The sequence below is a fragment of the Legionella brunensis genome, from assembly GCF_001467025.1.
Taxonomy (GTDB): Bacteria; Pseudomonadota; Gammaproteobacteria; order Legionellales; family Legionellaceae; genus Tatlockia; species Tatlockia brunensis.
The window spans coordinates 391,297-416,671 of the sequence record NZ_LNXV01000004.1; the positions used below are offsets into that span (position 1 = coordinate 391,297).

The window sequence follows — 25,375 nt, forward strand, 5'->3', positions numbered from 1 at the left end:
GAGATGTGTGAGTACTCCTTTTGTTCCTATTGAAACGGCAAATCTATCATGGCGCGATGGTTTGCCGTTTTCTACTAAATTTGATGATATTTACTTTTCGACCGAAGGTGGTTTGCAGGAAACAGAGCATGTTTTTGTAACGGGAAATAGGCTAATTGAACGTTGGCAGGCACTATCAAGTGATGCTTTCATAATTGCCGAAACTGGTTTCGGTAGTGGTCTAAATTTCCTTCTAACATGGTCTTTATGGCTAAAATACGCGCCTGCATCGACTCGCTTATATTTTATTAGTTGTGAAAAATTCCCTTTAACAAAAACTGACTTGGCTCGATGCTTAAATTTATGGCCTGAGCTTCAGGAGCAAGCCAAATCATTATTGGCTGATTATCCTATTTTAACCCCTGGATTTCATCATCTCTCATTTGCTGAGGGACGCGTCAATTTAACATTGATGCTAGGGGATGCTATATCTTGCTTTAATGAGCTTTTGATATGTGGAGATGCTCCACTTGAGAGTAAATTAAGAAGCAATCACGTTGATGCTTGGTTTCTAGATGGTTTTGCTCCTGCTAAAAATGAGGCTATGTGGTCTGAAAATTTATTCCATACGATCGGTTTATTATCTAAGCCAGGTACTACATTAGCTACTTTTTCTGCTGCAAGCTTGGTGAAAAAAAATTTAGAAATGATGGGTTTTCTTGTTAGCAAGGTAAAAGGTTTTGGCAGAAAGCGAGATATGATCGTTGCAAACTTTAAAGGGATACAAGGGTCTATTCGAGCAAAGTTCCGTATCACACCCTGGCATGCAACTACTTTGACAAAAACAACTCATAAACGAGCGATTATTTTAGGCGCTGGGCTTGCTGGTTGCTATGCAGCTAATGCGTTGGCTAAACGTCATTGGCAGGTTACTTTGATTGATGCCGAAGATAATGTGGGTTGTGGTGCTTCAGGCAATGAGCAAGCAGTTTTATATCCCAAATTATCTTCTTATCAGTCGCCACTCACGCAGTTTATGTTAGCGGCATTTTTATTTGCCACTCGTTATTATAAAAGGCTACTAGCAGAATATCCGCTAGGAGAGTTATCAGGAATATTACAATTGGCTTTTAATGAGAAAGAGACTTTGGCCCAAGCTAGCCTGGACTCATGGCTCTCTGCGTATCCGGAATTAGGGAGATTAGTCAATAATGAACAAGCGTCTGAATTGGCGGGTGTACCACTAAAAACTAATGGTTTATTTATTCCTCTTTCAGGTTGGTTAAACTCTCAAACATTATGCCAATTGCTTTCGCAATATCCTGGCATTCAATTCGTTCCTAAGACCATCATAAAGGAGTTAAATTTCGAACAAGAACTGTGGCATGCTGATGCCCATACTGCTGATGTTTTGATTATTGCAAACGGCTATCAGGCTGCTCAGTTTCCGCAAACTCAATACTTACCAATAAAACCAATTCGCGGTCAAATGACGCAGATTGAAAGCAATGAAGCCAGTGACAAATTAAAAATTCCCTTATGCGGTGATGGACATGTTTTGCCTGCGCACAATAGAACCCATGCAATTGGGGCAACTTATCATTTGGGCTCGACTGATAAGACGCATGATGTAACAGATGATCAAAAAAATTTAGTTCGTCTCGAAAAAATAGCGCAGTTAGCTTGGTCTAAAGAGCTTAAAAGCAATTGGGCGGGAATAAGAGGAGCTACAACCGATTACTTGCCGGTAGTTGGACCAGTCCCTACGGAGCTAGAGTTTTACCAACGATTTGCCACCCTAAAGAGCAATGCAAAACGTTGGCTACCATTTCCTGGTGCTTATTATCCAGGACTCTATCTTTGTGCAGGCTTTGGCTCTAGAGGTTTAACTACTGTGCCTTTGGCTGCAGAATGGTTGGCTTCTTTAATTAATAACGAGCCTTTTTTTCTACCGCGCACGTTAATACAAGCGTTATCACCAGCGCGATTTTTACGTAAAACAATAATAAGAAAATCGTAATTTTCTGCAATATTCTTTTATCTTGAATAAAAAATGAGAGCAATGATCTATACTTGAATTGTTGCATAGAAAAGGATTTCGCGAATAATCAAAATATAAAAGGGGACATTCATGCGAGCAATAAGAAAAGTTAACTCTCACCATCAATCATATCTATTACATAAAACCAAACCTGCAGTTACATCAACTGGATTACGACAGGATGAAAATCATGCCTTTGAAATAATGAGTAAATATTTCTCCATCGTGATGAAAGAACTTAATTACCTGGATTCACAATTTTTAACACGAGAAATTTTGGCTTCATTAAAAGCAACACATTTTTTACAAAATGCTTTTGTTTTGAATGGTATTGATAAAGAATTGCAACAAAGTTTTAACACCTTTCAGCAAGCAATATCTTCTTTAGCTGAAAAATTAGCCATTGATAAAAACCATTTTCCTACGCAGCTTAATATTAAGGAAGCACGAACTCCTCATTGATCAGAAAGATTGAGCACAATATGTTAACTGTGAGTAGCGATTTAATTTGTTATAAAGAAACCCTAATAGAAAGTCATGGCAAGCTTAATTTTTTTCTGGAAAAACATAGCACTAAAGAAGGAACTTGGGGTCGTCTTTGTTTAGAAGAGGGAGACATCGATTTTGTTTTCTTGAGTGGTTCTGAACAAGAGCTTGCTCGCACCCGGCTTAATAAAGAAAATCCTCATTTACTTATTCCTCCTGCATCATGGCATAAAATTATACCAGCGAGTGGGGATTTTAAAGCTTCGCTGAAGTTCTACTGCAAAAAACATCGTTATTTCAGCAAAAAATATGGCCTAGGAGCTGTTCATGGCGATTTGCACCATATTTACCATGCTTATTTACCTCATCAAGATCAATTGACTATTCTAGATATTGGTTGCGGTTCTGGAAGAAATCTTTTATATCTGGCCTTAGCTGGTCATTTAATAAAGGGCATCGATATTAACAAATCGGCAATTGAGCAAATTGTAGAGATTGCGCAAAAAGAAAGCTTAACTCAAGTTCAAGCACTGGCTCATGATTTAAACCAACCTTTAAATTTAGAGAAAGAGCATTTTAATTTTGTATTTTCAACGGTGAGTTTACAATTCCTACAATCTCAGCGTATACCTTCTTTATTGAATGAGTTGCAGTATGCAACGATGAAGCAAGGCTATCACTTTTTGGTATTCCCTATAAAATCTGAGCTTTACTCTCTGCCTGCTTCATTTACTTTTTTACCGGAAAAAGAAGAGCTTTATCATTTATATCAGAACTGTGGTTGGTCGATACTAGAATATAAAGAAACTGTAGGGTTACTTCATAAGCTAGATGAGTCTGGAAGGCCATTGCAGGGATTATTTGGCCATCTTCTAGCGCAAAAAATAGTATAACGATTTCTTAAAGAGGGAGTATGTGAATAATAGTGGACGCAAATATATCTATTTGTAGAGTGTATACTCCACCCCCACACAAGGAAGGAGTCTGGATCCTTATCGACAGGCTTTGGCCTCGAGGTATTAAGAAAAGCAGTATTGCTTTTGATCTGTGGCTAAAGGAAATTGCCCCAAGTCCCTCACTACGCAAATGGTTTGATCATAAACCTGAAAAGTGGATTAATTTTGCTCGACTCTATATAGACGAGTTACAAAATCACCAAGAATTAATTGAGTCCATTAAAGAAACAGCAAGGCATGAACCTGTCACGTTATTTTATGCTGCAAAGGATACCTTACATAATCACGCTTTAGTTCTTCAGGCGACGTTAATTTCCTGGCCAGATCCGCCCGCAATATTTTAATTTTTGATATTACCCTCGCTACCATGTTTCCGCAAAAGGACGTGTCTCAACTTCAAAGGACCATGCAGAAGGAGATTGATTTGTTAGCCAAAAAACAGTATCTGCAATGCCCTTAGATTTGACAAAAAACTCATCTGCTTTATCAGGTATAGCTTCACGAGTTTTTGGTAAGTCGACCACACCATCAATAATCACAAGGGCCACATGAATGCCCAGGGGCCACAAATATTTGCCATAGACTCAGTTAGGCTGCGTTGTGCTGCCTTCGCAGAAGCAAAAGCTGTTGTTTTAATTGCACCGCGTCTTGAAGCTGTTGCACCTATCACAATAATTTTGCCTTGGCCTTTTCTTTTTATCTCAGGGATGACCGCCTGACTAATTGCAAATAAACCTAATGCATTAACACGCCAACTCGATTCAAATGCTGCAGGACTTACTTCCTTAATGGCAGATCAAATGTCATCTATTGTTAATAGAAATTCAGGAAAATTCATCAGGACTCTTGCTTATCCTATTCGAGATCGTTACTCTTCGCGCATCATTAGCTACTTAATTAGGTATACCGTGCATAGTATTGAGATTTTTCAAATAGATGCCTTTACCGATAAAATTTTTCACGGTAACCCAGCTGCAGTTTGTTTATTAAATGAGTGGCTGAATGACGAGCTCATGCAAGCTATTGCTGTTGAAAATAATCTTTCTGAAACCGCATTCATTATTGAGGATAAAAGAGGATTTCATATTCGTTGGTTTACTCCAAGAGGGGAAATCAGTTTGTGTGGCCATGCTACTTTAGCGGCTGGTTTTGTTTTACATGAATTGCAGAAATGTGAAGGTGATGCAGTCGATTTTTCCAGTAAAAGTGGTCCATTAGCTGTAAGAAAAAAGGGCGCTCGTTATACATTAGATTTTCCCCGTTTAAGTTACCAACTTAGTAAATCCCCGGAAACAATTGCTTTATTGATCGATCAATCCTGTGTTGAGATTTATGAGAGCGAACTTGACTATATGGTGTTGCTTGCTGATGAGCATAAGGTATTTCAAGCTCAAGTTGATGTTAGAACCTTAGCGAAATTACCCAAGAGGGGGTTGATTCTAACTGCTAATAGTAGTGAGGCTGATTTCTATTCCCGCTGCTTCTATCCCAAACACAATATTCCTGAAGATCCTGTTACAGGTTCAGCGCATTGTGTTTTGGCTCCATTCTGGGCTGATAAGCTTAATAAAAATACATTGCGTGCAATTCAAGGCTCTTTCCGAAAGGGAGAGGTTCATTGCGAAGTTTTAGATGAGAGAGTGTATCTTTCTGGACATTGTAAATGGTACTTAAAAGGACATTTAGTGATTTAATTAGGTTCGTTAGGAAGGGTAATCTGAGCATACAAAGAGATTACATGACTTGCTTGTCTTGGATTCGAAAAAATATATTGATATAGATATCCCGCTCCAACCGTGAGGGTCTTCGAGGCCGCCTGATCAAGACTAATTAAGATTCGATTTTGATCAACTGTTTGAGTAGGGAGCCAGTTGGGTTGATTTATATTTATAAAAAACTCTTCAAAGCCAACTAAACTGAGACTGTCTGTCAATTTTTTCTTAAGGGTAATGCGCTCTCTTAGACGATAGCCAATTGCGCTAGCATCTAGACGTTTTCTTTCTTCAATGCGCGAGCGTATCATAAATCCCGGAAAGTGTTTTTGTGTATAAGTCACTTGCTGCCATAACCGCATTTCTTGAGTACTGGGACTGAAACCGGGATTTTGCGCTGTTGTGACCGAAGTCGTTCCTAGTGCGATGTTCCATTGGGGGGAAAATTGATATCCACCGCTAAAATTTGTAAGAAATTGGTCAAATAGATTAGGTTGGTCTATAACACGTAATTGCGGTTCTAATTGATAAGAGAACTTTCCTATTTGTGTATTTAATCCAAGCGTAGACCACACTCTTTCCACCGTTTGTATAGCCCAAAGTTGCTTGGGCATTAAGCAGTTGAAAATAAAAAGAAAAATAAAAAGATAGGATAATTTCATTGTGTACACACTAAATTATGTTGCACATAATTTACTAATAACTTGTCTTAATTGTCGATGATAATTATTCGGGTTTTCTCTTTGAAAATCAGCACTAAAAATTTCTGAGAAATACATAGAAAGAAAAAGATATTTGCTTTATGCTGGATGGGCTTAGCTGTTAAGCATATGCTAATTCGTGATTTTTAACTAAGGATGGTAAAAAATGAATGCTTGGAATAGTGTAATTTTCATGAAAACTAACAAATCATGGTCAGAATTAAGTGCTATGGCGAAGTGGGAAGGCGTAGAAAAAATGTGGTCTACCACTGGTGATTGGGATTGGTGCATTAAGTTAGATATGAAGTCTTCTTCTCCTGAAAAGACTCATGAGTTTGTAGCTCGCATGAGGGATGGGCATTGGGCTACTGAAACAAAAACAAATTGGTGGAAAGAGATGCCTGCTAAGTAATTGTTCGCTAATAGTCCGATTTAACTCGGGCTATTTCATTATTTTTTCAAAGCAGATGTTTTTATCGAGTTACCTTGCCATGAGTGTGGGAGCATGATAAAAAAGCGGTTCACAATGTCAAGGAGTGAATATTAATGTCTGGTTCTATGGGAAAGCGTTTTCGATCTCTTGTCCAAAATAATGCTCCACTTCAAATTGTGGGCACTATCAACGCCTATGCAGCCATGTTAGCTGAATCATCCGGATGTGAAGCAATTTATTTGTCAGGTGCGGGGGTCGCCAATGCCTCTTATGGATTACCTGACCTAGGCATGACAAGTCTTGCAGAGGTTCTGGAAGATGCAAGACGCATTACTCAAGCTTGCTCCTTACCGCTCTTAGTCGACGTGGATACAGGATGGGGGCATGCATTTAACATTGCAAGAACTGTTAAACTTATGGAGCGAGCAGATGTCGCTGCCATTCATATTGAAGATCAAGTTCTTGCGAAACGCTGTGGGCATCGTCCAAACAAAGCAATAGTTTCCATGGAAGAGATGGGAGACAGAATAAAAACCGCTGTTGATGCACGCACAGATGATGATTTTGTAATTATGGCGCGTACAGATGCCTATGCTGTTGAAGGAATGACTGCAGCAATTGAACGTGCCCAGCTTTGTGTCGAGTTAGGCGCTGACATGCTCTTCCCTGAGGCGATGACTACCCTAGCCGAATACAAGGAGTTTTGCAGTCACTTTACTGTCCCTGTTTTGGCGAATATTACTGAGTTTGGCAAAACACCTTTATTTACTCGAGAAGAGCTTAATGAAGCAGGAATTCAGTTAATTCTATATCCACTGAGTGCATTTCGAGCGATGTCTCAAGCAGCTTTAACTGTTTACAAAGCTATAAAACAAAAGGGAACGCAACGCGATTTGCTCGATAGTATGCAAACGCGTAATGATTTATATAATGTTATCGGTTACCACGATTATGAAAAAAAACTGGACCAATTAATGGAGGGTGAGGATGGTCAATAAGTCAGGAGCAGGATTGGCTGGGGTAGTAGCCGGACAATCAGCTATAGCTACGGTAGGACAAGAAGGTAAAGGGTTGAATTATCGTGGTTACTCAATTTATGATTTAGCAGAACATGCAACTTTTGAAGAGGTTGCTTATTTACTCCATTATGGCCAGTTACCGACGCGCCCGAAGCTCAATGAGTATACAAAAAAATTAGTAGGGTTACGAAAAATTCCTGAGGCACTAAAAGCTGTCTTGAAATTAATTCCAAAAAATGCTCACCCGATGGATGTTCTAAGAACTGGCTGTTCTATGTTAGGCACCTTGGAACCTGAGAAAGATTTCTCTCAGCAATATGATATTGCAGATAGATTACTTGCCTTATTTCCGGGGATGATGTGTTATTGGTATGCCTTTCATTTCCAAGGCAAAGAAATTTCTGGGGAAAGTGAGGAACAAACTGTTGGTGGTCATTTTCTAGCCCTTTTACATGACAGAAAGCCCACCAAACTTGAATGTGATATGATGAATGTCTCATTAATTCTTTACGCAGAGCATGAGTTTAACGCATCAACCTTCGCGGCAAGGGTAACTGCTGCAACTTTATCTGATTTTTATTCAGCTATCACGACAGCAATCGGCACTTTGCGAGGGCCATTACATGGTGGCGCAAATGAAGCAGCAATGGAGCTTATAGAGCAGTTTAAAAGTCCTGATGACGCAGAAAAAGAACTGATGTCAATGCTAGAAAGAAAAGCAAAAATCATGGGTTTTGGTCACCGTGTTTATACAGTATCTGATCCCCGCTCGGATGTAATTAAAGCCTGGTCGCATAAATTGGCCGAGGCTAAAAATGATATGCTTTTGTATAATGTATCCGAGCGTATTGAGGCAGTTATGAGACGAGAAAAGAAGTTGTTCCCTAATCTCGATTTTTATAGTGCCTCTGCTTATCATTTCTGTGGCATTCCTACCTCTTTGTTTACCCCCATTTTCGTTATGTCACGTATAACCGGTTGGTCTGCTCATGTGTTTGAACAAAGAGCTGACAACCGCTTGATAAGACCTACTTCTGAATACATCGGTCCTGAGCCTAGAAAATTTACTGCTATTGATACAAGAGGTTAATATGCATTCTTATGTTGAAGATAATGTTAAGCCTGATTATGACCAAGTGATTAGAGATATTGTTGATTATGTTTTAAATACTCCAATTACAAGTGTAGATGCCTACGAAACTGCGCGTCTTTGTTTAATGGACACATTGGGTTGCGGAATGTTGGCTCTAAATTTTCCCGAATGTACGAAACTGCTAGGACCTGTAGTGCCTGGTGCTCAGTTGTCAGATGGTGCTCGTGTTCCTGGAACTAATTACGAATTAGATCCGGTACAAGCAGCATTTAATATTGGCACGATGGTAAGATGGCTTGATTTTAATGATACCTGGCTAGCCGCAGAATGGGGACATCCTTCTGATAATTTAGGCGCAATATTAGCTGTAGCTGATTACATGAGTCGCCAAAATCTAAAGAATGGCCGACCAGCATTTAAAATGCATGAAGTGCTGACGGCTATGATTAAAGCTCACGAAATTCAAGGATGTTTGGCTCTTGAAAATAGTTTTAACCGCGTAGGTTTAGATCACGTTTTTCTAGTAAAAGTTGCTAGTGCTGCAGTAGCTGCTCAATTATTGGGTGCGGATAGGGATATGTTACTGCGTACTTTATCTCAGGTGTTTGTTGATGGCCAAAGTCTTCGAACTTATAGACATGCTCCAAATGCCGGTTCTCGCAAATCTTGGGCAGCAGGAGACGCTACTGCTCGAGCAGTGCGCTTGGCTTTAATTGCTGCAGCCGGTGAAATGGGGTACCCCAGTGCTTTAACGGCACCTAAATGGGGTTTTTATGATGTTTTGTTTGATGGTCAATCTTTCAAATTCCAAAGGCCTTATGGCAGCTATGTAATGGAGAATGTTTTATTTAAACTTTCCTATCCTGCTGAATTTCATGCTCAAACCGCTGTAGAATGTGCTGTAGCTTTACATCCCATAATCAAGGATCGTTTTAATGATATCGCCAAGATAGAACTAATTACTCATGAATCTGCAATTCGTATCATTAGCAAACAGGGTCCATTGCATAATCCTGCAGATAGAGATCACTGTTTACAGTACATGGTTGCTATTGGTTTATTACATGGTGATTTACGAGCAGAACATTACGAAGATATATCAGCTGCGGATCCTCGTATTGATCAACTGCGTGCAAAAATGAATGTTACTGAAAATAAACAATTTTCGCTTGATTATCATGATCCTGAGAAGCGCTCAATCGCTAACAGTATTAAATTGATATTTAAAGATGGGACAGAATCAAAATTAGTTACTGTTGAGTATCCAATCGGTCATAAGAGACGCCGGGAAGATGGGATTGCTGTGTTACTGACTAAATTTAAGCATAACTTGGCAACACGGTTTAGCCCGGGGCATATAGAGAAAATTACTGCGGCTATGAATGATACGAATGCCTTGGCGGCAATGTCTGTTACTGATTTTATGGTTCTTTGGCAATCATAACAAAGTTGGGCTTCGGCCCAACTTTATCGCGTCAAATGTTATTAAATCCTAAAATTTACGTTTAATTCCTGCCGTTGCGAGAACTTTTGTTGCAATTTCTTCGATTGAGTATCGTGTAGAGTTAAGGTAGGGGATTTTTTCACGCTGATACATTGCTTCAACCTCACTTACCTCAAGGCGACATTGTTCTGCTGAAGCATACTTGCTGTTAGGACGTCGTTCTGTGCGGATATGTTGCAAACGCTCAGCATCTATTGTGAGCCCGAACAGCTTATGCTTATAAGGTCTTAGCGAGTCAGGCAAGGCAAATAAAGTTAGATCCTCTTCTGTGAAAGGATAATTCGCTGCAAGAATACCAAAATGTAAAGCCATATAGAGGCAGCTTGGGGTTTTGCCGCAACGTGAAACACCGATTAAAACAATATCTGCTTTATCATAATCTCGTATCTTTATGCCATCATCATGTGCTAAGGCATAATCGACTGCTTCAATTCGTTGCCCATAGAATTGGTAATTTGCCACGCCATGAGTTCGTCCAACCGTGTAAGAGGATTTAGCATTGAGTGTTTGTTCCAAGGGTCCAATAAAAGTATTAAATAAATCAAAAATGCTTGCCTTGGATTGTTTGATAGTACTAACAATGTCAGGGTTAACGAGAGTCATAAAAACAAGTGGTTTTATTCCTGTTTCCTCATAACAACTATTAATACGAAGAACGGCTGTTTGTGCTTTAGCAATAGAATCAATATAGGGGATAGTTTGCTTTTCGAATTGAATATTCTCAAACTGTGTGATTAAACTATTGCCGAGGTTTTCAGCGGTAATACCTGTCCCATCCGACAGCATAAATACATGTTGTTTCATTAATTTCTCTGCAAATTAGTTTCTTTCAAAGATTCTAATTGATAAGCTTGTCTTCTTCCAGAAGAGGTGAGTAAGAAAATAGCCAAAAGAGTTTAAGCAACACATAATATTAAAATAAAACTTCACAGCTTATTGTAATAGGCTATTATTAAATGCGTTGGCTCAATTTTTGCAGAAATTTAAATTAATATGGATTTTTATTTGGTGATGACTAAGAACTCAAGGTAAGACTATGGAATATGATCGTTTTCAGCAAAATAGCGTTCTTTTCGTTATCGGAATTATAACCTTACTGCTGAGTTTAAGCTTATTTGCATTTAGTTTTTATATTCTCCCTTTTCTTTTATTCGATTGGGTTTATGATGTTCCTGAATTCATTTCAATTTGGAGAGAATGGTTAAAAGAAGAATATACTTTTACTGATACAGGAGCTTCCTGGCTAATTTTATTAATATTTATTATACCGGCCTTGATCTTTGGCTATATTTCTTATCTTGCATCAAATTATATTGATAATCGTCTGTACAACGTCGTACCTAAGAGAGCTGAGAATGAAAGACAAGGCGAACTAAAAAAAGATATACAGGAAACGCTTGGATTTGTTCTCAAAATTCTAGGTGCGATCATTTTAATATTAGTTGGCATTTCAATTATTCAATGGTTGCTTGCTGTACCAACCCCTTCGCCTGAATAGGAGATAGCATGTTTTTAAAACGCTTCAAAATTAAAAGATTAACAAAAAAATTAAAATCCATGCAGCAAAATCGTATTCATAATCAACCGTCGGATGAAGTATTGGCAAAGGAAATTGGTTATTATCACGAATTAGCAAATATCTATAAGACACTGCTAGGTCACAAAAAACACCCTTTTGCTGCAGATATGGTGATTGCCTGCCTACGTGGAGCAGGAGCTTTAGATGATGCCAATGCTCAATATGAGGTAGCCAAGTCATTATTAGATGAAGCAAAATTTAGGGAGCGTCTGCAACTTGAAGGACTTTTTGCTAGTCCTAGTAATGAACGGCAAATGAAACAATTATATGAGGAAGCCCTTGTCTATTTACAAACCGCAGAAAAGCTCAATCATGTTTTAGCAAGGCGGTTACACGGTCTTTGCTATATTAACGGTTGGGGTGTGAGTACGGATAAGGATAAAGGTTTCGAGTTGGTTGTTGCTAGCATTGAACAAGAAAATAGTTGGGAGAAGGTACCACAAATATTTGCTGAAATTGGCTTAAATAAACCCGAATTCTTTGCCGCTATTATGAAGCATCGTAAAACCTCTTAATTATAAATAATAAAATTTTAGAGGTGTCATATTATCGCGACTCTAAAATAGACGAGTTCTTATTCGCTCAAAGGATTGTTGTTAATCTTCTACATGGCTAAGTAATGAAAACCAGATTTTTTAAATTCTTAAAATCTACGAGCATTTTACTTGCGCTAAGCGCTGTCGTTTTACTTGGGATACGAATATACGATTCACAACGCGGACCTTCTCTGGAGTTATGGCATACCTATGTTCCCAAAGAAATGCATGCCAAAGAAATTGATCAACTCAGTTGGGAGCAATATATAAAGGCCGAAAATGCAATTTTTACTGCCGTACGAACTGAGGTTACGCAAAAGTTAGATGTGAAAGAGCAGGTACTATTTAACCGATATTTCGCTGGAAGCTCTATCTATCCTGATAAACTTTCTCATAATTGGAATCGTTCATACATATTAGAACCACGTGGTGAGCCTCTGGGGGCTGTTGTATTGTTGCATGGGCTAACTGATTCCCCTTATAGTCTTCGCCACATTGCCCGACGATATGTTGACCATGGCTATGTTGCAATAGCCATTCGCCTCCCGGCTCATGGCACAGTGCCAGCTGCTCTAACGAATGTTGAGTGGGAGGATTGGCTGGCTGCAACGAGATTAGCCATAAAAGAGGCACGAAAACGCATCGGTTTGTCACGGCCACTCCATCTTATAGGGTTTTCCAATGGTGGTGCCCTTGCCCTAAAATATGCTCTTGATGCAATTGAAAATAATCAATTAACCCGAGTCGACAAAATTGTTTTAATTTCTCCAATGGTGGGTATTACCCGCTTTGCTCGTTTCGCAGGATTTGCTGGTTTACCTGCAATACTACCCCCATTTGCCAAGGCAGCTTGGCTTAGTATATTGCCTGAATTTAATCCTTTTAAGTACAACTCATTTCCAGTCAATGGGGCACGGCAATCATATCGTTTAACGACGGCTCTCCAACAACAGATTACATACTTGGCTACGGAAAACCGTTTAGCTTCGCTGCCTCCCGTACTTACTTTTCAATCTGTTGTGGACTTCACCGTGAGTACCCGAGCTATCATTTCTGCGTTTTATGCTCAACTTCCCGCTAATGGAAGCGAGCTGGTATTATTTGATATTAATAGAGCAGCTAAATTCGGCCTTTTACTACGGCCAGCGGCAAATACAGCTGTAACCCAACTTCTGAATAAACCTCCCAGGTTATTTCGTACCACTATTATTACAAACATTAGCGACAACAGTAATGAGGTTGCTGAACGAGTAACTGAGGCTAACGCAGTTAACGAAAATCTTCGCCCCCTAGCGTTGTCTTATCCAAGTGACGTCTACTCGCTATCGCATGTAGCGCTCCCTTTTCCAATCAATGATGGTTTATACGGCTTACAGCCTGATCCCACTGAAGACTATGGTATTCAATTAGGTGCAACAGCTACACGAGGAGAACGTAATGTACTTATTGTAAGTTTGGATGCTATTCTTCGCATTGCTTCAAATCCTTTCTTTCCATACATGATTAAACGCATTGAAGAGAACATAACATAAGCCAGTTTTTATCATCATGAGAGTAAATCTATTCTGGAAAAAGAATTGGGTTGGGGGCGCATATTTAACTAATCTCCTAAAATCAATTGCTAACTTAGTGATTAAGGCAATCAATTATACTACCGGTAGTAGATTTACCTTGTTTACATATGCCAAAGGACCAATGGTCGCGGAAACGGAGCAAGTAGAACAGGAGCTAAAAAATAATTTAAAATCGACATAATTTAGAGTCAAAGTTTATCTTTACAAATACTGAAACAATGATGTCTAAGCTGCATTAAATAACTAAATCATTAATGCAGCTTAAGTTTCTAGTACTACGCATATAGTTTCAAATACCAACTCATAATTGCTTTGCCCCAAAATAAAGAGAAAAATCCTGCTAAGCAAAGAAAAGGACCAAAAGGAATAGGGGTATCCTTCTCTTTTTTCTGCAGTCTAAGATAAATAATGCCAACAATTGCTCCTAGCAAAGAGGCCAAAAGTAAGATTAAAGGCAACTGAGTCCAACCAAACCAAGCACCAAAAGCTGCAAACAATTTAAAATCTCCATTTCCCATGCCTATTTTGCCTCTTAATAAATAGAACAATTTTATAAAAAGCCACAAGCTGAGATAAGCGATAGCACAACTTAAAACAGCATCAGGAAGGGTAGTAAATAGTGATTGGGTATTAGCAATTAGACCAAGCCAAAGTAAACTTAAAGTCAAAGCATCCGGTAGCAAGTGATGTTTTAAATCAATAAAAAATAAACAGATGAGGAGCCAATTAAATAACAAGGCAAAAAAAAGCGGTAGGCCAAAACCAAATATCCAGGCCGAAAATAAAGCAAGCAAGCAAGATAATAATTCCACAATAGGATAGCGGATGGAAATAGCGTGTCCGCAATGTTTGCAACGACCACGCTGTAGGCAATAACTTAAAATGGGAATATTATTAAAAGCCGATATTGTTGTTTTGCAAGTAGGGCAAAACGATCTGGGAAAAAATAAATTGATTTTCACATCGGAACCTGGTGGTAGCTCCAGATAGGCGCGGCACTCCTTGTCCATTTCAGCACGTAACATAATTGGCAGTCGGTGAATAATAACATTCAGAAGGCTGCCGATTGCTAGTGAAAAAAGAGCTAAGAAGATATAACTTAGGGGTGATTGAATAATTTCAAAATGACCAAACATAATACTCACATGATTGAACTAAGTTTAAAAATAGGAACGTACAAAGCTAATAGCAGAACACCAACTACAACTCCTAATATTGACATGATAAGCGGTTCTAACAAAATATTTAAATTTCCAATCGTATCATCAACCTCCTCTTCATAATAATCAGCAATCTTACTTAGCATTTGATCAAGCATGCCTGACTCTTCACCAATGGCTACCATCTGTACAACTATTGGAGGAAATAAAGCAGTATTCTCTAAAGCTACTTGGATTGACTGGCCACAGGATACAGCATCTTTAATATGATCGCTGGCCAGACAATAAATATGATTACCCATGACCGCAGTTGCGGATTGCAATGATTGTATTAGGGGAAGTCCAGCTGAAAGAGTGATTGCTATAGTTCGTGCAAAGCGTGCAATAATTGTTTTCTGAATAATCGATCCGAAAAAGGGGAGTTTTAAGAGTAAGAGATCCATGTATCTAGAAAGGTATAAAGAATGTTTCCTAGCATGCAGGAGGATAAAAATGACCAAAACAAAAACACTGAATAGGAAATACCAACTTTCTTGAAAAAAGTTCGATAGACCGATAATGCATCGTGTTAAAAATGGTAGCTCTGCTCCAAAAGAGTTAAATATGGCAGTAAATTGAGGAATTACAAAAATCAAAAGTCCAGCTGTGATAAGTAGTGCTATAAATAAAACGACAATAGGGTAAGTTAAAATTTTTTTAATTTTTCTGCGAATGCCTTCCAACCTTTCTTGATGATCAGCTATTTTATCAAGCATGATTATAAGGGAGCCGGATTTTTCACCCGCATCAACAAGATTACAAAACAAATTATTAAATAAAGCAGGGTGTTTATTTAAGGCCTCAGCAAAGGTGGTTCCCATTTCAATGTCTCTTTTGATCTCGGCTATTAATTGCTTCATAGCTAGTTTGGATTGACCTTTCTGCAGAATATCAAATGATTGAATTAATGGGATGCCTGCCTCCATCATAGTAGCCATTTGTCGACTGAAAACTGCAATGTCGCTAATATTGATTTTCTTTGAGAAAAAAGCAATCAATGCTTGTTCTCTTGTGATTTTTTTTATAGAGATACCTTGCTTCTCGATCTCAAATTTAGCATGCACAAGGTTTGGCGCTTGAAATGTACCATTGACCTTTTGTCCTCTCTTATCCATGCCTTGCCAATGATAGCTAAAGTTTTTATGTTGCTTCATTTTTTAATTTACAATCACTCGATTTAATTCTTCAATGGTAGTAATTCCTTGCCGAACTTTCTCAATACCCGAGTCATAAAGTGTTAACATACCCTCAGCTTGAGCTTGTTGAAAAATATCAAACGAATTATTCCCGGCAATAATTAGGTTGGCAATTGATGATGAAATTGGCATCATTTCAAATAAGCCAATACGCCCGCTATATCCGCTAATACATTGTTTACAACCGCAAGCTTTATAGAGTTTTGTATTCACACTAAGTCCAAGGTGAGTTAGTTCTTTAGTGGAGAGATCGTCTCGTAATAGTTTACACTGCTCACATAAACGCCTTACTAAACGTTGAGCAATGATAAGGCTTATTGAGCTTGCAATGTGAAAGGGAGCAATTCCCATGTTATTTAGACGCGTTAATGTCTCAGCTGCACTATTAGTATGCACAGTAGACAAAACAAGATGCCCAGTGTGTGCTGCTTTAATGGCAATTTCTGCTGTCTCTAAGTCACGAATTTCACCTACCATAATAATATCTGGATCTTGCCGCAAAAAAGAGCGCAACGTATTTGCAAATGTTAATCCTACTTTGGGTTTAATATTGACTTGATTAATGCCGGTTATTTTTATTTCAACGGGATCCTCGGCAGTAGAAATATTTTTTTCATCAGTATTTAATAAAGCCAGTGCAGTATATAACGAGACGGTTTTACCGCTACCTGTTGGCCCAGTTACTAGAATCATGCCTTGTGGTTTCTCAATAGCCGCTAAGAAAGTTTTTTTTTGAAAAGCATTAAATCCTAACTCTTCGATATCAATTTTAGGAGTGTCTGGGTTGAGAATACGAACGACGACTTTTTCCCCATTAACGGTAGGACAAACATTAACCCTGAAATCTATGGAAAGGGTATCTGATAGTCTCATTTTAAATCGGCCATCTTGTGGGATACGGCGCTCAGCAATATCGAGGTTAGATATAATTTTAATACGAGCAGTAATTCTGTTTGCCAAATTATTCGCAGGTACTGCTGCCTCTACTAAAACACCATCTAGACGGTAACGAATACGATAACTGTCTTCGTAGGGTTCAAAATGAATATCGGAAACCTTTCTCTTAATTGCATCTAGAAGAATTTTGTTAACAAATTTAACAATTGGTGCATCTTCTTTAAAATTTACACTGGTATCCATCTCATCAGAGCTTGTTGTTATTTCAATATGCTCTATTGTTCTAGTTGTCTCCAGATAATTAGTTGGGCCTTGGCTTAGCTTGCGCTGACAAATTCGTTCAATAAGATGAGTAAGCTTTGGAGCTTCTACAACAATCGGTATTGAATACAGTCCGGTGTGAAATTGAGCCTCTTTTATTGATGCTTGAGAGCTTGGATCATCAAGCGCTAAAAATAAGTGATTTCCACGGATAAACACGGGTACTACATGAAGCCGACGCATCAATTTTTCATCTATCAATTGCCAAGGAATTAAATCAAAATCAATTGAATCTAAATCAAAATAAGAAATACCAAAATGCTCTGATAGCAGGAGAGCTAATTGTTGTGCCGAAAAGAGATTCTTGGAGATTAGATATCGCAGTAGCGTTTGCTTTGATGATTGTGCTGCATGCTGATATTCAATTATTTCTATCTTACTAATCAAATTACTTTGTATCAGCAATTGAGCAACAGTCTGCAACTGCTGTTCTTGTTTTATTCTTTCCATGAGTAGACTTTGCGTTTATGTTTGCCTTGCTAATATAGCTCAGTCAAACCTAAATAAAAAGGCAATATGCTAAACTTATAATTAATAAAGCGGTGACTAGGAGAGATGATGGAGAATATTGAACGAATTGCTAATCCGCCGCGTCATTATAGTCATCCCTCCTCAATATTAGTCGACGAGGAGCTGACTATAGATGAGCGGATAGTTGCTCTGAAAAATTGGCGTGATGATATTAATTTAAGATTATTGGCCATTGATGAAAATATGGGCAATAGTACTGCGGATGTAACATTAATAGCTGAGATTAATAATTTACTAAGTTTTTTAGAACGCCATTAACGATTCAGCCATACGTCTTAGAACATTTGTGTAATGCTCTTGCTGCTGAGTATAACTGTATGGTACAAAAAGATAATTTGCTTTAACCACGAGGCAAAACTTTGTCTTTTGAGGAACAAAAAAATAGATTTCAAGCCCTTCAAAAATGGTTTTTATCCGATCAGGGTCGCCATGTGGGTGATGCTTTCACGGCGGAACTAGAACCTCTGACTGAATTTCTATACGGAGAAACGTTATTGCAACTGGGCGATTGTGGTACTAATCCTTGGTTGCAGGCTCTTCATTACAGCCATAAATGGCTGGTAACTCCTTATTCCAACCCCTCAAGTGGGATAGTTGCGGCATTTAATTCTATTCCCTTTGATAGAAATAGTGTCGAATGTGTTATTGCTCCTTTGACCATGGAGGCTTTTACTCATAAGAAAAATCCCATTGATGAAATTGATAGAATCTTAAAGCCTATGGGATACGCCATTTTTTTTGGTATAAATCCAATGAGCCTTTGGGGACTACTGATGCGTTTTGGTTGGCACACTTGTTTTGGTACTTTACCTACTCATTCGATGTCAGTTTTTTTTATAAAACGCGCTATGCTTCATCGTGGTTATGTTCAATGCAATTTATCCAGCTTCTATTTTATTCCGCCTGTTCATAAAGAAGGCCTAATTCATCGATTAGAGTTTTTAAATGAAGTTGGAAAAATGATGTGGCCTTGTCCTGCTGGTTTTTATTGTTTGGTGGTGCAAAAATGCGAAGTTGGGCATACAGATTTACTTCCGGAAAAACTTGAAGAGGAGCTATTAAATAGAGAAAGGATGCCGCTCCAGACACTCTGCTCTGGTGATAAATGAGCATCTATGTTTTAGGATAATTAGTAACTTAAATAGGAAGATTGGATAGGATTAATAAGATTCGTTATAATAATACTGGATTCAATTTTAGGTAACCTGCATGTCAAAAAAATCGTTATACCGTATAACCTTTGCCAATCAAGAAGCAATCTATGAAATCTATGCGCGAAAAATAAGTGAAAGTGAAATTTTTGGTTTTCTTGAGGTTGAAGAATTTGTTTTTGGTGAAAACACTTCACTTGTTGTTGACCCCTCTGAAGAGCGTTTAAAAATAGAGTTTAATAGTGTTAAACGCACTTATATTCCTATGCATGCTGTTTTTCGCATTGACGAGGTTAATAAACAAGGTGTGGCCAAGGTTCGTGATAAAGTAACGGAAGACAGTAAAGTAAGCATGTTTCCAGTACCAAGCAAACGTAAAGATTAACCCCTTAAAATCTTAGGATTCCTGATGTCTATTCCAAGTAAAATTAAAGAAGTATCCGAAAAAGCAAGTTGTCTTTTTACCACTAAAGAAGTTGAAGCAGCGTTAGATCGTATGGCAATTAATATTCATGAGCGTTTGCACGATAAAAACCCAATTATCCTCTGTGTGATGATTGGCGGCTTAGTGCCTATGGGAAATTTATTACCCCGTCTCGATTTTCCCCTGGAGGTTGATTACGTTCATGCGACCCGTTACTGTGGTGGCATAAAAGGAGGGGAGTTGCAATGGAAGGTAAAACCAAGCCTTGATTTAGCTAACAGGACTGTTTTAGTGGTTGACGATATTCTGGATGGTGGTGTGACTTTAGCTGCAATTATCAGGGAAATTGAGACAATGGGAGCTAGTGAGGTTTATAGCGCAGTTTTAGTCGATAAACATCACAAGCGGGTCCCTAATGGTTTAAAGCAAGCTGATTTTGTAGGTTTGCAAGTCGATGATCATTATATTTTCGGCTACGGGATGGATTATAATGAATATCTGCGCAACGCTCCCGGTATTTTTGTTGTCGCCCCAGAGCACGAGTGATCAATTTTTCTTTTGTGAATCTCCGGCTTTAAATTTATGGCTTGGCGATTCATAATCGCTTTAATATTAAAATTTTCGATAAAACCGCGAAATGATCTTACCTATTAGTAAAATCTGGACTGATTTTTATTTCTCTTATAGCCAATTGAAAATAATTTCTTTGTACGGGACAATTTTTTAAAAATCGTTCTCCATGGTTCTAATAGAGATACAATTTAAATATTTTAGGAACAATGTGGTATTGATTTTAAAGTTGGTTAAGAAGTCGCGCAGAGAGTCCAAGCCAAGCCTAAAGAAGCTATTTTGCGGCCTTTTTTGATTTCGCAATTTTTTAAGAGGAATAGGTTTAATAGATGCTTTCCATTCCCCGATTTTATGTGCCCAAGCAAACCCAATGGCAAGAAGAGCGATAAGTTTTTCAATTCGCTTTGGGTCAAACGATATGAGTTTCTTCAAATCGCCATCCGCGAGTTTTCAAGGCACAAAATAGCGTTTCAATTTCCCAGCGGCGCAAATAGCAGGCAATGGCATTTTTTGGATTTTTATTAGTGACAACAATCATGAGTTTGTCACGAGAATTTTTACTTCCCGCCAAATAGAGAAGTTGACCAAAAATATGGACGCGCATACCAAATAGACTCTGTTGATAAGGTGCTAAATGTGAAAATAGTTGAGCTGATGTATTAAATTTTTTTCTTCCTATAAAGACATCCACATTGCCTTTAATGCGTAAATAAAAGGGGATATTTTGTTCTACAAGCCATGATATGAGTAACTTGTTAGGAAATTCTCATCAGCCAGAATCCCTTGAATTTGCTCCTTACCAAAGGTGTTGGTGAATCTTGATATGAGCGCAATTTGTTCTTTGGCAATAGTATTTCCTGCTTTATTTAATAAGGTCCAAAATAAGGGGATAGCTAGACCTTCATAACAAACTGATAGCATGAAGATGTTGACCTTTGACTTTCCCCAATACCAATTAGTTCTGTCAATGGCCAAATAAATTTTCTGGTTTTTTGAAAAAAATAATGAATAAATCCATAGAGAAATAGGGGTAAAGTCAACTTCAAAACCAGAAAAAAATCGTTTCACACGTTTACAGCGTGACTCAATTAATACTTCTTTGTGCATTGCAGCAGTAATTTGACTCAAATTTACACTGCGCACTATAAACAACACTAACAACATTTGACCAAAACAATCTAGTTGTGACTTGTGCCAATCCAGTTGTTGACCTAAAATCTCAAGCAACTCTCTGATATATTTCATATTATATCCTTTTTTAGACGAAATGATTATATGAAATACATTTAAAATCAGCGAGTTATTTCTTATCTTTGCTTCCTGTCTATCTTTTCAGAAATTTTTGTCCCGTACAAAGAAATAATTTAAGTTGACAATTAATTTTAATAATTCGTTCATATTCAAACGTTATAATTTTAAAAAAACAACTGTGAGCTTGCAAATGACAAAGCGTCGGGATCTTGAGACCTACAATGATGAGATTTTTTCTAATTATAAAAAAGTAGGGAATCTTTAGGGTGTGACCTCGCATTAATATGAGATTGTATTAGAACAGGGGATTGACTGTTTATTTTAATATCATATTGCTATTTTATTTTCCAATTAATTCGCGTATAATTTTTCCTAAATTAATGTGAATGAATAGAAATAAAGGCGAAAATATGCAATCCAAATTCGAGAATTTTAATGACTTACCAAAAGAACTTAAAATTGAAACCGCTCCAAACTTATCAAACCGTGAGTTAGCAAATCTGTCTATAACATCAAAATATCATTTTAATTTGTTTGAACCTCTGATTGCTGTTCGTAAGTTATTACATCATGTGACACGCGGGGAACATGATGCGGTTAAAGCGATGTTAAAGAAGGACATGAGTTTAATTTTTAAAAGGGGCATCGTTACGGATTGTTCTGGGCGAGAATTTGAGAGCATCAGCGCTTTTGAATATGCGCTGTGGGCCCTGGATAAACATATGTGGGCAGCAATGATTGAGTGCATTCCAAGTAATGAAGAAGGCAGAAAGGTATTCGCAAGATTGATTGCTCAATACAACAAAGTGAACACAGACGGAGTCACTTATAAGCTTAATGGGAAAACAATCACTGAACAGCATTTTGATTTCAATAATACCATCATCAAAGAGCTGCAAACACAAGTGGACTCAATAAACGCACCAGGGGTTAAAAATTGGGATGCCATTGATAAACAATGGAGAGAAGGTGTAGGTAGTGCCCAAAATCTTTTTCCTATGCATGTTGTTTATGAGTACTGCTCTGATCAACCTTTTTATCCTGTGCTGAACTTTACCTCGCAGCCTAAATCATCAAAGCAGTTTTATAATTGCATAACTGAAAAACATGAAAATTGGTTTAGTGTTGATTCTAAGTTGTCGGTTGATTTTGCAATATACAAGGCCCCGCTCGGCTTGCGGGCCTCGCGCGCGGCGCGCCTCCCCCCAGCCGGCGCAGACGATTTGGATGCCATGACGGCATTATGTAAAGTAAGAACAAACGATTTTCTCGATCTTAAATCACAGCTTGAAGATCAGATGACGCTAGATAATCATCACCAAATGTCTCAGATTTTACCGAATTGACATCATGCCGGTCGACGAGCTCGGCGGCATAAGCCGCCAGAGGTGTAGTATTAGTAAGTTATTAAGTGATCAAATAAATTGCATATTCAAGTTAACTTTTGCGTTAAACTAAGGTCTATTTAGGTGGCAGAAAGATGTTGGATAAAAAGCTGAAAAAGATATCGTTATCCCCGATTTAATGACAGTTACCGAGATGTTTCAGAGCTGTTGCTGTACCGAGGGATTGAAGTGAGCTATGAGCCGTACGCCAAGGGTGTATCAAATTTGGCCCTCATTTTGGGCACGTGATTAAGAAACGAGAGCCAAGGCCATCGGATAAGTGGCATTTGGATGAGCAGCAACTGCGCATTAAAAGCGAGATTTATTATTTATGGCGGGCGGTAGATGACGATGTTTTCGAGCTGGATGTGTTGTTGTAGAAGCGCCGTAACAAAAAAAGCAGCCATTCGCCTTCTGACGCGACTCCTGAACGCCTATCCTAAACCACGGGTTATTGTGCCGGACAAACTGAGAGGCTACACGAAACCCATTCAACAGATGAGCGAAGCTATAGATCATCGTTCACACAAAAGACTCAATAACCGAGCCGGGAATGCCCATCAACCTAAACGCAGAAAATAAAAATGTCTTATTCGTTTCAAGTCACCCGCCCATGCCCAACATGTCTTCGCGCTCAAGGGGAAAACCAGAAAGCTCTTCGCCATCGCGGTTGGTCGTTTCACGAACTCGACATCAAGCCAACAAGCTCTCCTTAAAATCGATTGTTGATGATATGGAGTCTTTATTGCAAAATACCATCAGCAATTTGGCGACTACTAATCAGGCAATTAAAGATACTACCTACGTTCCGTTTAGCCTTGTAGATATCCCTTCCAGTACAAGAAGTGGTAAAGAAGTGGATCAATGGCTGCAGAACAAATTATCTCCGGATCTTAGTCTTAAAGAGTGCAAAAAGTCCTATATTGAGTGTCTGAAAAAGTTAGCTAATAATCTGGAAGCAGAGGAAAGAAAAGGATTAGCACTCTACATTTTAAATAGTCCCGATCATTTCTTAAAAAAAGAAAGACATTTCTTTCGTAGCCAGACACACTCAAATGATACTTTCTCCGTTCACGAGCTTGTTAACACACTGATGCAAGTAGAACAACAGAATGGAAAAATTACTATCCATGATGAAGAATACAAGAAAGATCATGTTATTCCTCGTCATGTTAAATAATATTCTGTTGCATAAAACACACATTGCCTCATTGTGGCATGCTTTTTCTGTGACAAAAAATAGCTTTGGTGAAGTCAAGGCATAGCAATTGTATTATTTTTTAGCCATAAGCATCTTTTTATGGGTAGCAGGAAATTGGTTTAGTGCTGTACCTATTTGTTTATATAACTCAGGTAACCATCGAGGCTGTGCGAAGTTAGAAGTAGCGGCCTTTCCTATGCGTAAATCATTCGGAGCAATGATTACTTTCACATGACTCAGTCCTACTCGACGAGTCAGTAAAAAGAGTTGATCTATAGCCCAGTCTCCTACAGCTAAACAACCAACCGAGAGGGATTTACCATGAAGAAAAATATTGTTTCCTAAATTTTTTCGTCCATCTTTAATGGCCTGTAACCGGTCAAAATGATTGGGGTAATCAATCATCATTGATAAGTGCATGGCGCTAAAAGGATTGAAGGTAATTAATCGATAGATCCCCTCAGGAATTTGCCCGTCTCTTTCTTTGAGTTTAGGACCAAGGCGACCGCTAAAAGCTGTTAATGGATAAGTGTGTATATAATGCCAAGACTCATTGTCATTCTTAGCCCACAATTCCAGTTGTCTTTCTTTTTTAAAGGCCAAAAGAGCAACATCTTTTGGTGGATAAGCCACATTTGAGTGCGCAAAAAATCGTTTTAATTCAGGTTCAGTTCTCAATCCATAACGCGATACTGCTTTATCAATTGCTTTATCCCAATTTAACTTAGGAGCCATGCTCAATGACATTGAAGAAAATAAAACTAAAAAGGATAAAAACAGACTTCGCATAGTATTGACTATATAAAAATTTCCGATATGTTAACAAAAAGAACAAAGTGTCAACAGTCCCATAAACCGTTTTCTTACATGGTAAAAAAAGCAAGGTCTATCGTCAATTCAAATTTACTTGCTTTTATTACTCAGTAGCAGGATATACCTCTAAGTTGGTTGCTGAAATTTATTTTGCAAATGCTTGGGTAATTGCTTAGTAACAAAGCTAGGCGCTGTTGTTAGCTCACCAACTGATGGCAAAAAACCATAATGATTCGGGCACATAAATTTCACTTTACTGTCCGGACTTATTTTATAGAAGACATATCTATAGTCGCAGTAGGTTTGTTTATTAAAGGTAGCTACTTGAAGGATTGGAGTGCCTGGTAACCGATTTTCAATAAAATATGCATTTACCCATACATTAATTAATAATAATACTACTCCCGTGACCAATGTTGCTGAGACAAAACCAGCTCCATAGCGTAAGAAAGTATTTTTGGTTGCGTATAAAAAAGAAAACAGCAGATATAATATAGAAATAATCAGTACTATTAAATTTAAAGAATAAGTTGCGGCATGAAGATAATCAAAATAACTACCGAGAATTTCTCCACCCGAAGCTCGATACTGTAATAATAAGGTGATTAAACTTACCCATAGTGCAACCAGAATATAATTGTTCCGCTTGGACTTAATACCCCAAACTAACACTAACAGTCCCAAGATAGGAAGCAATGAGTGAATTACGTCCGCAATATTAATCATTAAGTTAATCCTTCTAAATTATTAGGGCATTTCTTGCACACCAATAATGATTAAATTGAATTTTTCTAGTTTAACTCAGACTCATGAAGATGTCTTC

The 25,375-nt window shown here is 38.2% G+C and carries 30 protein-coding genes; 19 read left to right on the top strand and 11 right to left on the bottom strand.

From position 1 onward, the window contains the following. Window positions 1–7: 7 nt before the first annotated feature. From mnmC to Lbru_RS03415, 4 genes are all read left to right on the top strand, one after another. The gene (gene mnmC, locus Lbru_RS03400; protein WP_058440766.1) at window positions 8–1,999 is read left to right on the top strand and encodes a bifunctional tRNA (5-methylaminomethyl-2-thiouridine)(34)-methyltransferase MnmC2/FAD-dependent 5-carboxymethylaminomethyl-2-thiouridine(34) oxidoreductase MnmC1; all 1,992 of its coding nucleotides are present in this window, start codon (window positions 8–10) and stop codon (window positions 1,997–1,999) included. Window positions 2,000–2,110: 111 nt separating this feature from the next. Further along, window positions 2,111–2,482, top strand: a complete 372-nt coding sequence (locus tag Lbru_RS03405; protein WP_058440767.1) for a hypothetical protein — start codon at window positions 2,111–2,113, stop codon at window positions 2,480–2,482. 20 nt (window positions 2,483–2,502) lie between these two features. Continuing rightward, window positions 2,503–3,399, top strand: coding sequence for an SAM-dependent methyltransferase TehB (gene tehB / locus Lbru_RS03410; RefSeq protein ID WP_058440768.1), 897 nt, complete (start codon window positions 2,503–2,505; stop codon window positions 3,397–3,399). Between the two features lie 32 nt (window positions 3,400–3,431). Further along, a complete protein-coding gene (locus tag Lbru_RS03415; protein WP_420795297.1) occupies window positions 3,432–3,806 on the top strand; it encodes a DUF488 domain-containing protein in 375 nt (124 codons plus the stop codon). An 18-nt stretch (window positions 3,807–3,824) separates the two neighbouring features. Here Lbru_RS03415 and Lbru_RS17605 read toward each other — a convergent pair whose 3' ends face one another. Together Lbru_RS17605 and Lbru_RS17990 are read right to left on the bottom strand one after the other, a co-directional pair. Further along, window positions 3,825–4,010, bottom strand: a complete 186-nt coding sequence (locus tag Lbru_RS17605; RefSeq protein WP_058440770.1) for a Rossmann-fold NAD(P)-binding domain-containing protein — start codon at window positions 4,008–4,010, stop codon at window positions 3,825–3,827. Then, on the bottom strand, window positions 3,998–4,252 hold the full coding sequence (locus Lbru_RS17990; RefSeq protein ID WP_202967532.1) for an SDR family NAD(P)-dependent oxidoreductase: 255 nt from the start codon (window positions 4,250–4,252) through the stop codon (window positions 3,998–4,000). Before Lbru_RS17990 ends, Lbru_RS17605 begins: the two co-directional genes overlap by 13 nt. A gap of 10 nt (window positions 4,253–4,262) precedes the next feature. Here Lbru_RS17990 and Lbru_RS03425 point away from each other — a divergent pair, with 10 nt between their 5' ends. Beyond that, window positions 4,263–5,156 carry a PhzF family phenazine biosynthesis protein gene (locus Lbru_RS03425; protein ID WP_238583813.1) on the top strand — a complete coding sequence of 298 codons (894 nt, stop codon included), beginning with the start codon at window positions 4,263–4,265 and terminating at the stop codon, window positions 5,154–5,156. On the opposite strand, the gene Lbru_RS03430 is transcribed toward Lbru_RS03425, so the two are convergent. Further along, window positions 5,153–5,836, bottom strand: a complete 684-nt coding sequence (locus Lbru_RS03430; RefSeq protein WP_058440771.1) for a DUF2490 domain-containing protein — start codon at window positions 5,834–5,836, stop codon at window positions 5,153–5,155. The genes Lbru_RS03425 and Lbru_RS03430 overlap by 4 nt on opposite strands. Before the next feature lie 205 nt (window positions 5,837–6,041). Between Lbru_RS03430 and Lbru_RS03435 the strand changes: the two genes are divergently transcribed. From Lbru_RS03435 to Lbru_RS03450, 4 genes are all read left to right on the top strand, one after another. After that, the gene (locus tag Lbru_RS03435) at window positions 6,042–6,287 is read left to right on the top strand and encodes a hypothetical protein (protein ID WP_058440772.1); all 246 of its coding nucleotides are present in this window, start codon (window positions 6,042–6,044) and stop codon (window positions 6,285–6,287) included. A gap of 134 nt (window positions 6,288–6,421) precedes the next feature. Beyond that, window positions 6,422–7,306 carry a methylisocitrate lyase gene (gene prpB / locus Lbru_RS03440; RefSeq protein ID WP_058440773.1) on the top strand — a complete coding sequence of 295 codons (885 nt, stop codon included), beginning with the start codon at window positions 6,422–6,424 and terminating at the stop codon, window positions 7,304–7,306. Beyond that, window positions 7,296–8,417 (top strand): bifunctional 2-methylcitrate synthase/citrate synthase, encoded by a 1,122-nt coding sequence (prpC, locus tag Lbru_RS03445; RefSeq protein WP_058440774.1) that lies wholly within the window; start codon window positions 7,296–7,298, stop codon window positions 8,415–8,417. Before prpB ends, prpC begins: the two co-directional genes overlap by 11 nt. A 1-nt stretch (window position 8,418) precedes the next feature. Next, window positions 8,419–9,864 (top strand): bifunctional 2-methylcitrate dehydratase/aconitate hydratase, encoded by a 1,446-nt coding sequence (locus Lbru_RS03450; RefSeq protein ID WP_058440775.1) that lies wholly within the window; start codon window positions 8,419–8,421, stop codon window positions 9,862–9,864. Window positions 9,865–9,912: 48 nt separating this feature from the next. On the opposite strand, the gene ppsR is transcribed toward Lbru_RS03450, so the two are convergent. Beyond that, window positions 9,913–10,728, bottom strand: a complete 816-nt coding sequence (ppsR, locus tag Lbru_RS03455; protein WP_058440776.1) for a posphoenolpyruvate synthetase regulatory kinase/phosphorylase PpsR — start codon at window positions 10,726–10,728, stop codon at window positions 9,913–9,915. A gap of 232 nt (window positions 10,729–10,960) precedes the next feature. Between ppsR and Lbru_RS03460 the strand changes: the two genes are divergently transcribed. The 3 genes from Lbru_RS03460 to Lbru_RS03470 all read left to right on the top strand — a co-directional run bounded on the left by Lbru_RS03460 (window position 10,961) and on the right by Lbru_RS03470 (window position 13,571). Further along, on the top strand, window positions 10,961–11,422 hold the full coding sequence (locus tag Lbru_RS03460; protein WP_058440777.1) for a hypothetical protein: 462 nt from the start codon (window positions 10,961–10,963) through the stop codon (window positions 11,420–11,422). Between the two features lie 8 nt (window positions 11,423–11,430). Further along, entirely contained in the window at window positions 11,431–12,018 is a 588-nt protein-coding gene (locus tag Lbru_RS03465; RefSeq protein WP_058440778.1) for an SEL1-like repeat protein, read from the top strand. Window positions 12,019–12,122: 104 nt separating this feature from the next. Beyond that, entirely contained in the window at window positions 12,123–13,571 is a 1,449-nt protein-coding gene (locus tag Lbru_RS03470) for an alpha/beta hydrolase (RefSeq protein ID WP_058440779.1), read from the top strand. A gap of 317 nt (window positions 13,572–13,888) precedes the next feature. On the opposite strand, the gene Lbru_RS03480 is transcribed toward Lbru_RS03470, so the two are convergent. From Lbru_RS03480 to pilB, 3 genes are read right to left on the bottom strand one after another with little or no spacing between them, the layout of a single operon-like run. Then, window positions 13,889–14,749 (bottom strand): prepilin peptidase, encoded by an 861-nt coding sequence (locus Lbru_RS03480; protein ID WP_058440781.1) that lies wholly within the window; start codon window positions 14,747–14,749, stop codon window positions 13,889–13,891. 5 nt (window positions 14,750–14,754) lie between these two features. After that, window positions 14,755–15,966, bottom strand: coding sequence for a type II secretion system F family protein (locus tag Lbru_RS03485; RefSeq protein WP_058440782.1), 1,212 nt, complete (start codon window positions 15,964–15,966; stop codon window positions 14,755–14,757). 3 nt (window positions 15,967–15,969) lie between these two features. Further along, window positions 15,970–17,676 (bottom strand): type IV-A pilus assembly ATPase PilB, encoded by a 1,707-nt coding sequence (gene pilB / locus Lbru_RS03490; protein WP_058440783.1) that lies wholly within the window; start codon window positions 17,674–17,676, stop codon window positions 15,970–15,972. Window positions 17,677–17,781: 105 nt separating this feature from the next. Here pilB and Lbru_RS03495 point away from each other — a divergent pair, with 105 nt between their 5' ends. From Lbru_RS03495 to Lbru_RS03510, 4 genes are all read left to right on the top strand, one after another. Further along, the gene (locus Lbru_RS03495; protein ID WP_131793508.1) at window positions 17,782–18,015 is read left to right on the top strand and encodes a hypothetical protein; all 234 of its coding nucleotides are present in this window, start codon (window positions 17,782–17,784) and stop codon (window positions 18,013–18,015) included. Between the two features lie 101 nt (window positions 18,016–18,116). After that, window positions 18,117–18,866, top strand: a complete 750-nt coding sequence (locus Lbru_RS03500) for a methyltransferase domain-containing protein (RefSeq protein WP_058440785.1) — start codon at window positions 18,117–18,119, stop codon at window positions 18,864–18,866. 100 nt (window positions 18,867–18,966) lie between these two features. Beyond that, on the top strand, window positions 18,967–19,293 hold the full coding sequence (locus Lbru_RS03505) for a DUF1820 family protein (RefSeq protein ID WP_058440786.1): 327 nt from the start codon (window positions 18,967–18,969) through the stop codon (window positions 19,291–19,293). Window positions 19,294–19,317: 24 nt separating this feature from the next. Further along, window positions 19,318–19,878, top strand: a complete 561-nt coding sequence (locus Lbru_RS03510) for a hypoxanthine-guanine phosphoribosyltransferase (RefSeq protein WP_058440787.1) — start codon at window positions 19,318–19,320, stop codon at window positions 19,876–19,878. A gap of 433 nt (window positions 19,879–20,311) precedes the next feature. Here the strand turns inward: Lbru_RS03510 and Lbru_RS17710 are convergent, their stop codons facing one another. Together Lbru_RS17710 and Lbru_RS17715 are read right to left on the bottom strand one after the other, a co-directional pair. After that, a complete protein-coding gene (locus tag Lbru_RS17710) occupies window positions 20,312–20,593 on the bottom strand; it encodes a hypothetical protein (RefSeq protein WP_058440789.1) in 282 nt (93 codons plus the stop codon). A gap of 38 nt (window positions 20,594–20,631) precedes the next feature. Beyond that, window positions 20,632–21,147, bottom strand: a complete 516-nt coding sequence (locus tag Lbru_RS17715; protein ID WP_058440790.1) for a hypothetical protein — start codon at window positions 21,145–21,147, stop codon at window positions 20,632–20,634. 416 nt (window positions 21,148–21,563) lie between these two features. On the opposite strand from Lbru_RS17715, the gene Lbru_RS03530 reads away from it, so the two are divergent. The 3 genes from Lbru_RS03530 (at window position 21,564) to Lbru_RS03535 (ending at window position 23,718) form a co-directional block, all read left to right on the top strand. After that, window positions 21,564–22,499 (top strand): hypothetical protein, encoded by a 936-nt coding sequence (locus tag Lbru_RS03530; RefSeq protein ID WP_058440791.1) that lies wholly within the window; start codon window positions 21,564–21,566, stop codon window positions 22,497–22,499. 405 nt (window positions 22,500–22,904) lie between these two features. Then, window positions 22,905–23,120, top strand: coding sequence for a DDE-type integrase/transposase/recombinase (locus Lbru_RS17995; RefSeq protein WP_162262382.1), 216 nt, complete (start codon window positions 22,905–22,907; stop codon window positions 23,118–23,120). Beyond that, window positions 23,092–23,718, top strand: a complete 627-nt coding sequence (locus Lbru_RS03535) for a hypothetical protein (RefSeq protein ID WP_131793504.1) — start codon at window positions 23,092–23,094, stop codon at window positions 23,716–23,718. Before Lbru_RS17995 ends, Lbru_RS03535 begins: the two co-directional genes overlap by 29 nt. Before the next feature lie 93 nt (window positions 23,719–23,811). On the opposite strand, the gene Lbru_RS03540 is transcribed toward Lbru_RS03535, so the two are convergent. After that, window positions 23,812–24,528: a L,D-transpeptidase family protein gene (locus Lbru_RS03540; RefSeq protein ID WP_131793503.1), complete on the bottom strand. Its 717-nt coding sequence runs from the start codon at window positions 24,526–24,528 to the stop codon at window positions 23,812–23,814. 150 nt (window positions 24,529–24,678) lie between these two features. Then, window positions 24,679–25,278, bottom strand: coding sequence for a hypothetical protein (locus tag Lbru_RS03545; protein ID WP_058440793.1), 600 nt, complete (start codon window positions 25,276–25,278; stop codon window positions 24,679–24,681). Between the last annotated feature and the right edge of the window lie 97 nt (window positions 25,279–25,375).

What these genes read in the sequence shown, in the direction of transcription:
- Lbru_RS03405 (WP_058440767.1), top strand. Translation starts at nt 2,111, where the DNA reads ATGCGAGCAATAAGAAAAGTTAACTCTCACCATCAATCATATCTATTA.
- tehB (WP_058440768.1), top strand. Translation starts at nt 2,503, where the DNA reads ATGTTAACTGTGAGTAGCGATTTAATTTGTTATAAAGAAACCCTAATA.
- Lbru_RS03425 (WP_238583813.1), top strand. Translation starts at nt 4,263, where the DNA reads ATGTCATCTATTGTTAATAGAAATTCAGGAAAATTCATCAGGACTCTT.
- Lbru_RS03430 (WP_058440771.1), bottom strand. Translation starts at nt 5,836, where the DNA reads ATGAAATTATCCTATCTTTTTATTTTTCTTTTTATTTTCAACTGCTTA.
- Lbru_RS03435 (WP_058440772.1), top strand. Translation starts at nt 6,042, where the DNA reads ATGAATGCTTGGAATAGTGTAATTTTCATGAAAACTAACAAATCATGG.
- prpB (WP_058440773.1), top strand. Translation starts at nt 6,422, where the DNA reads ATGTCTGGTTCTATGGGAAAGCGTTTTCGATCTCTTGTCCAAAATAAT.
- prpC (WP_058440774.1), top strand. Translation starts at nt 7,296, where the DNA reads ATGGTCAATAAGTCAGGAGCAGGATTGGCTGGGGTAGTAGCCGGACAA.
- Lbru_RS03450 (WP_058440775.1), top strand. Translation starts at nt 8,419, where the DNA reads ATGCATTCTTATGTTGAAGATAATGTTAAGCCTGATTATGACCAAGTG.
- ppsR (WP_058440776.1), bottom strand. Translation starts at nt 10,728, where the DNA reads ATGAAACAACATGTATTTATGCTGTCGGATGGGACAGGTATTACCGCT.
- Lbru_RS03460 (WP_058440777.1), top strand. Translation starts at nt 10,961, where the DNA reads ATGGAATATGATCGTTTTCAGCAAAATAGCGTTCTTTTCGTTATCGGA.
- Lbru_RS03465 (WP_058440778.1), top strand. Translation starts at nt 11,431, where the DNA reads ATGTTTTTAAAACGCTTCAAAATTAAAAGATTAACAAAAAAATTAAAA.
- Lbru_RS03470 (WP_058440779.1), top strand. Translation starts at nt 12,123, where the DNA reads ATGAAAACCAGATTTTTTAAATTCTTAAAATCTACGAGCATTTTACTT.
- Lbru_RS03480 (WP_058440781.1), bottom strand. Translation starts at nt 14,749, where the DNA reads ATGTTTGGTCATTTTGAAATTATTCAATCACCCCTAAGTTATATCTTC.
- Lbru_RS03485 (WP_058440782.1), bottom strand. Translation starts at nt 15,966, where the DNA reads ATGAAGCAACATAAAAACTTTAGCTATCATTGGCAAGGCATGGATAAG.
- pilB (WP_058440783.1), bottom strand. Translation starts at nt 17,676, where the DNA reads ATGGAAAGAATAAAACAAGAACAGCAGTTGCAGACTGTTGCTCAATTG.
- Lbru_RS03495 (WP_131793508.1), top strand. Translation starts at nt 17,782, where the DNA reads ATGATGGAGAATATTGAACGAATTGCTAATCCGCCGCGTCATTATAGT.
- Lbru_RS03505 (WP_058440786.1), top strand. Translation starts at nt 18,967, where the DNA reads ATGTCAAAAAAATCGTTATACCGTATAACCTTTGCCAATCAAGAAGCA.
- Lbru_RS03510 (WP_058440787.1), top strand. Translation starts at nt 19,318, where the DNA reads ATGTCTATTCCAAGTAAAATTAAAGAAGTATCCGAAAAAGCAAGTTGT.
- Lbru_RS17715 (WP_058440790.1), bottom strand. Translation starts at nt 21,147, where the DNA reads ATGAAATATATCAGAGAGTTGCTTGAGATTTTAGGTCAACAACTGGAT.
- Lbru_RS03530 (WP_058440791.1), top strand. Translation starts at nt 21,564, where the DNA reads ATGCAATCCAAATTCGAGAATTTTAATGACTTACCAAAAGAACTTAAA.
- Lbru_RS17995 (WP_162262382.1), top strand. Translation starts at nt 22,905, where the DNA reads ATGTGTTGTTGTAGAAGCGCCGTAACAAAAAAAGCAGCCATTCGCCTT.
- Lbru_RS03535 (WP_131793504.1), top strand. Translation starts at nt 23,092, where the DNA reads ATGCCCATCAACCTAAACGCAGAAAATAAAAATGTCTTATTCGTTTCA.
- Lbru_RS03540 (WP_131793503.1), bottom strand. Translation starts at nt 24,528, where the DNA reads ATGCGAAGTCTGTTTTTATCCTTTTTAGTTTTATTTTCTTCAATGTCA.
- Lbru_RS03545 (WP_058440793.1), bottom strand. Translation starts at nt 25,278, where the DNA reads ATGATTAATATTGCGGACGTAATTCACTCATTGCTTCCTATCTTGGGA.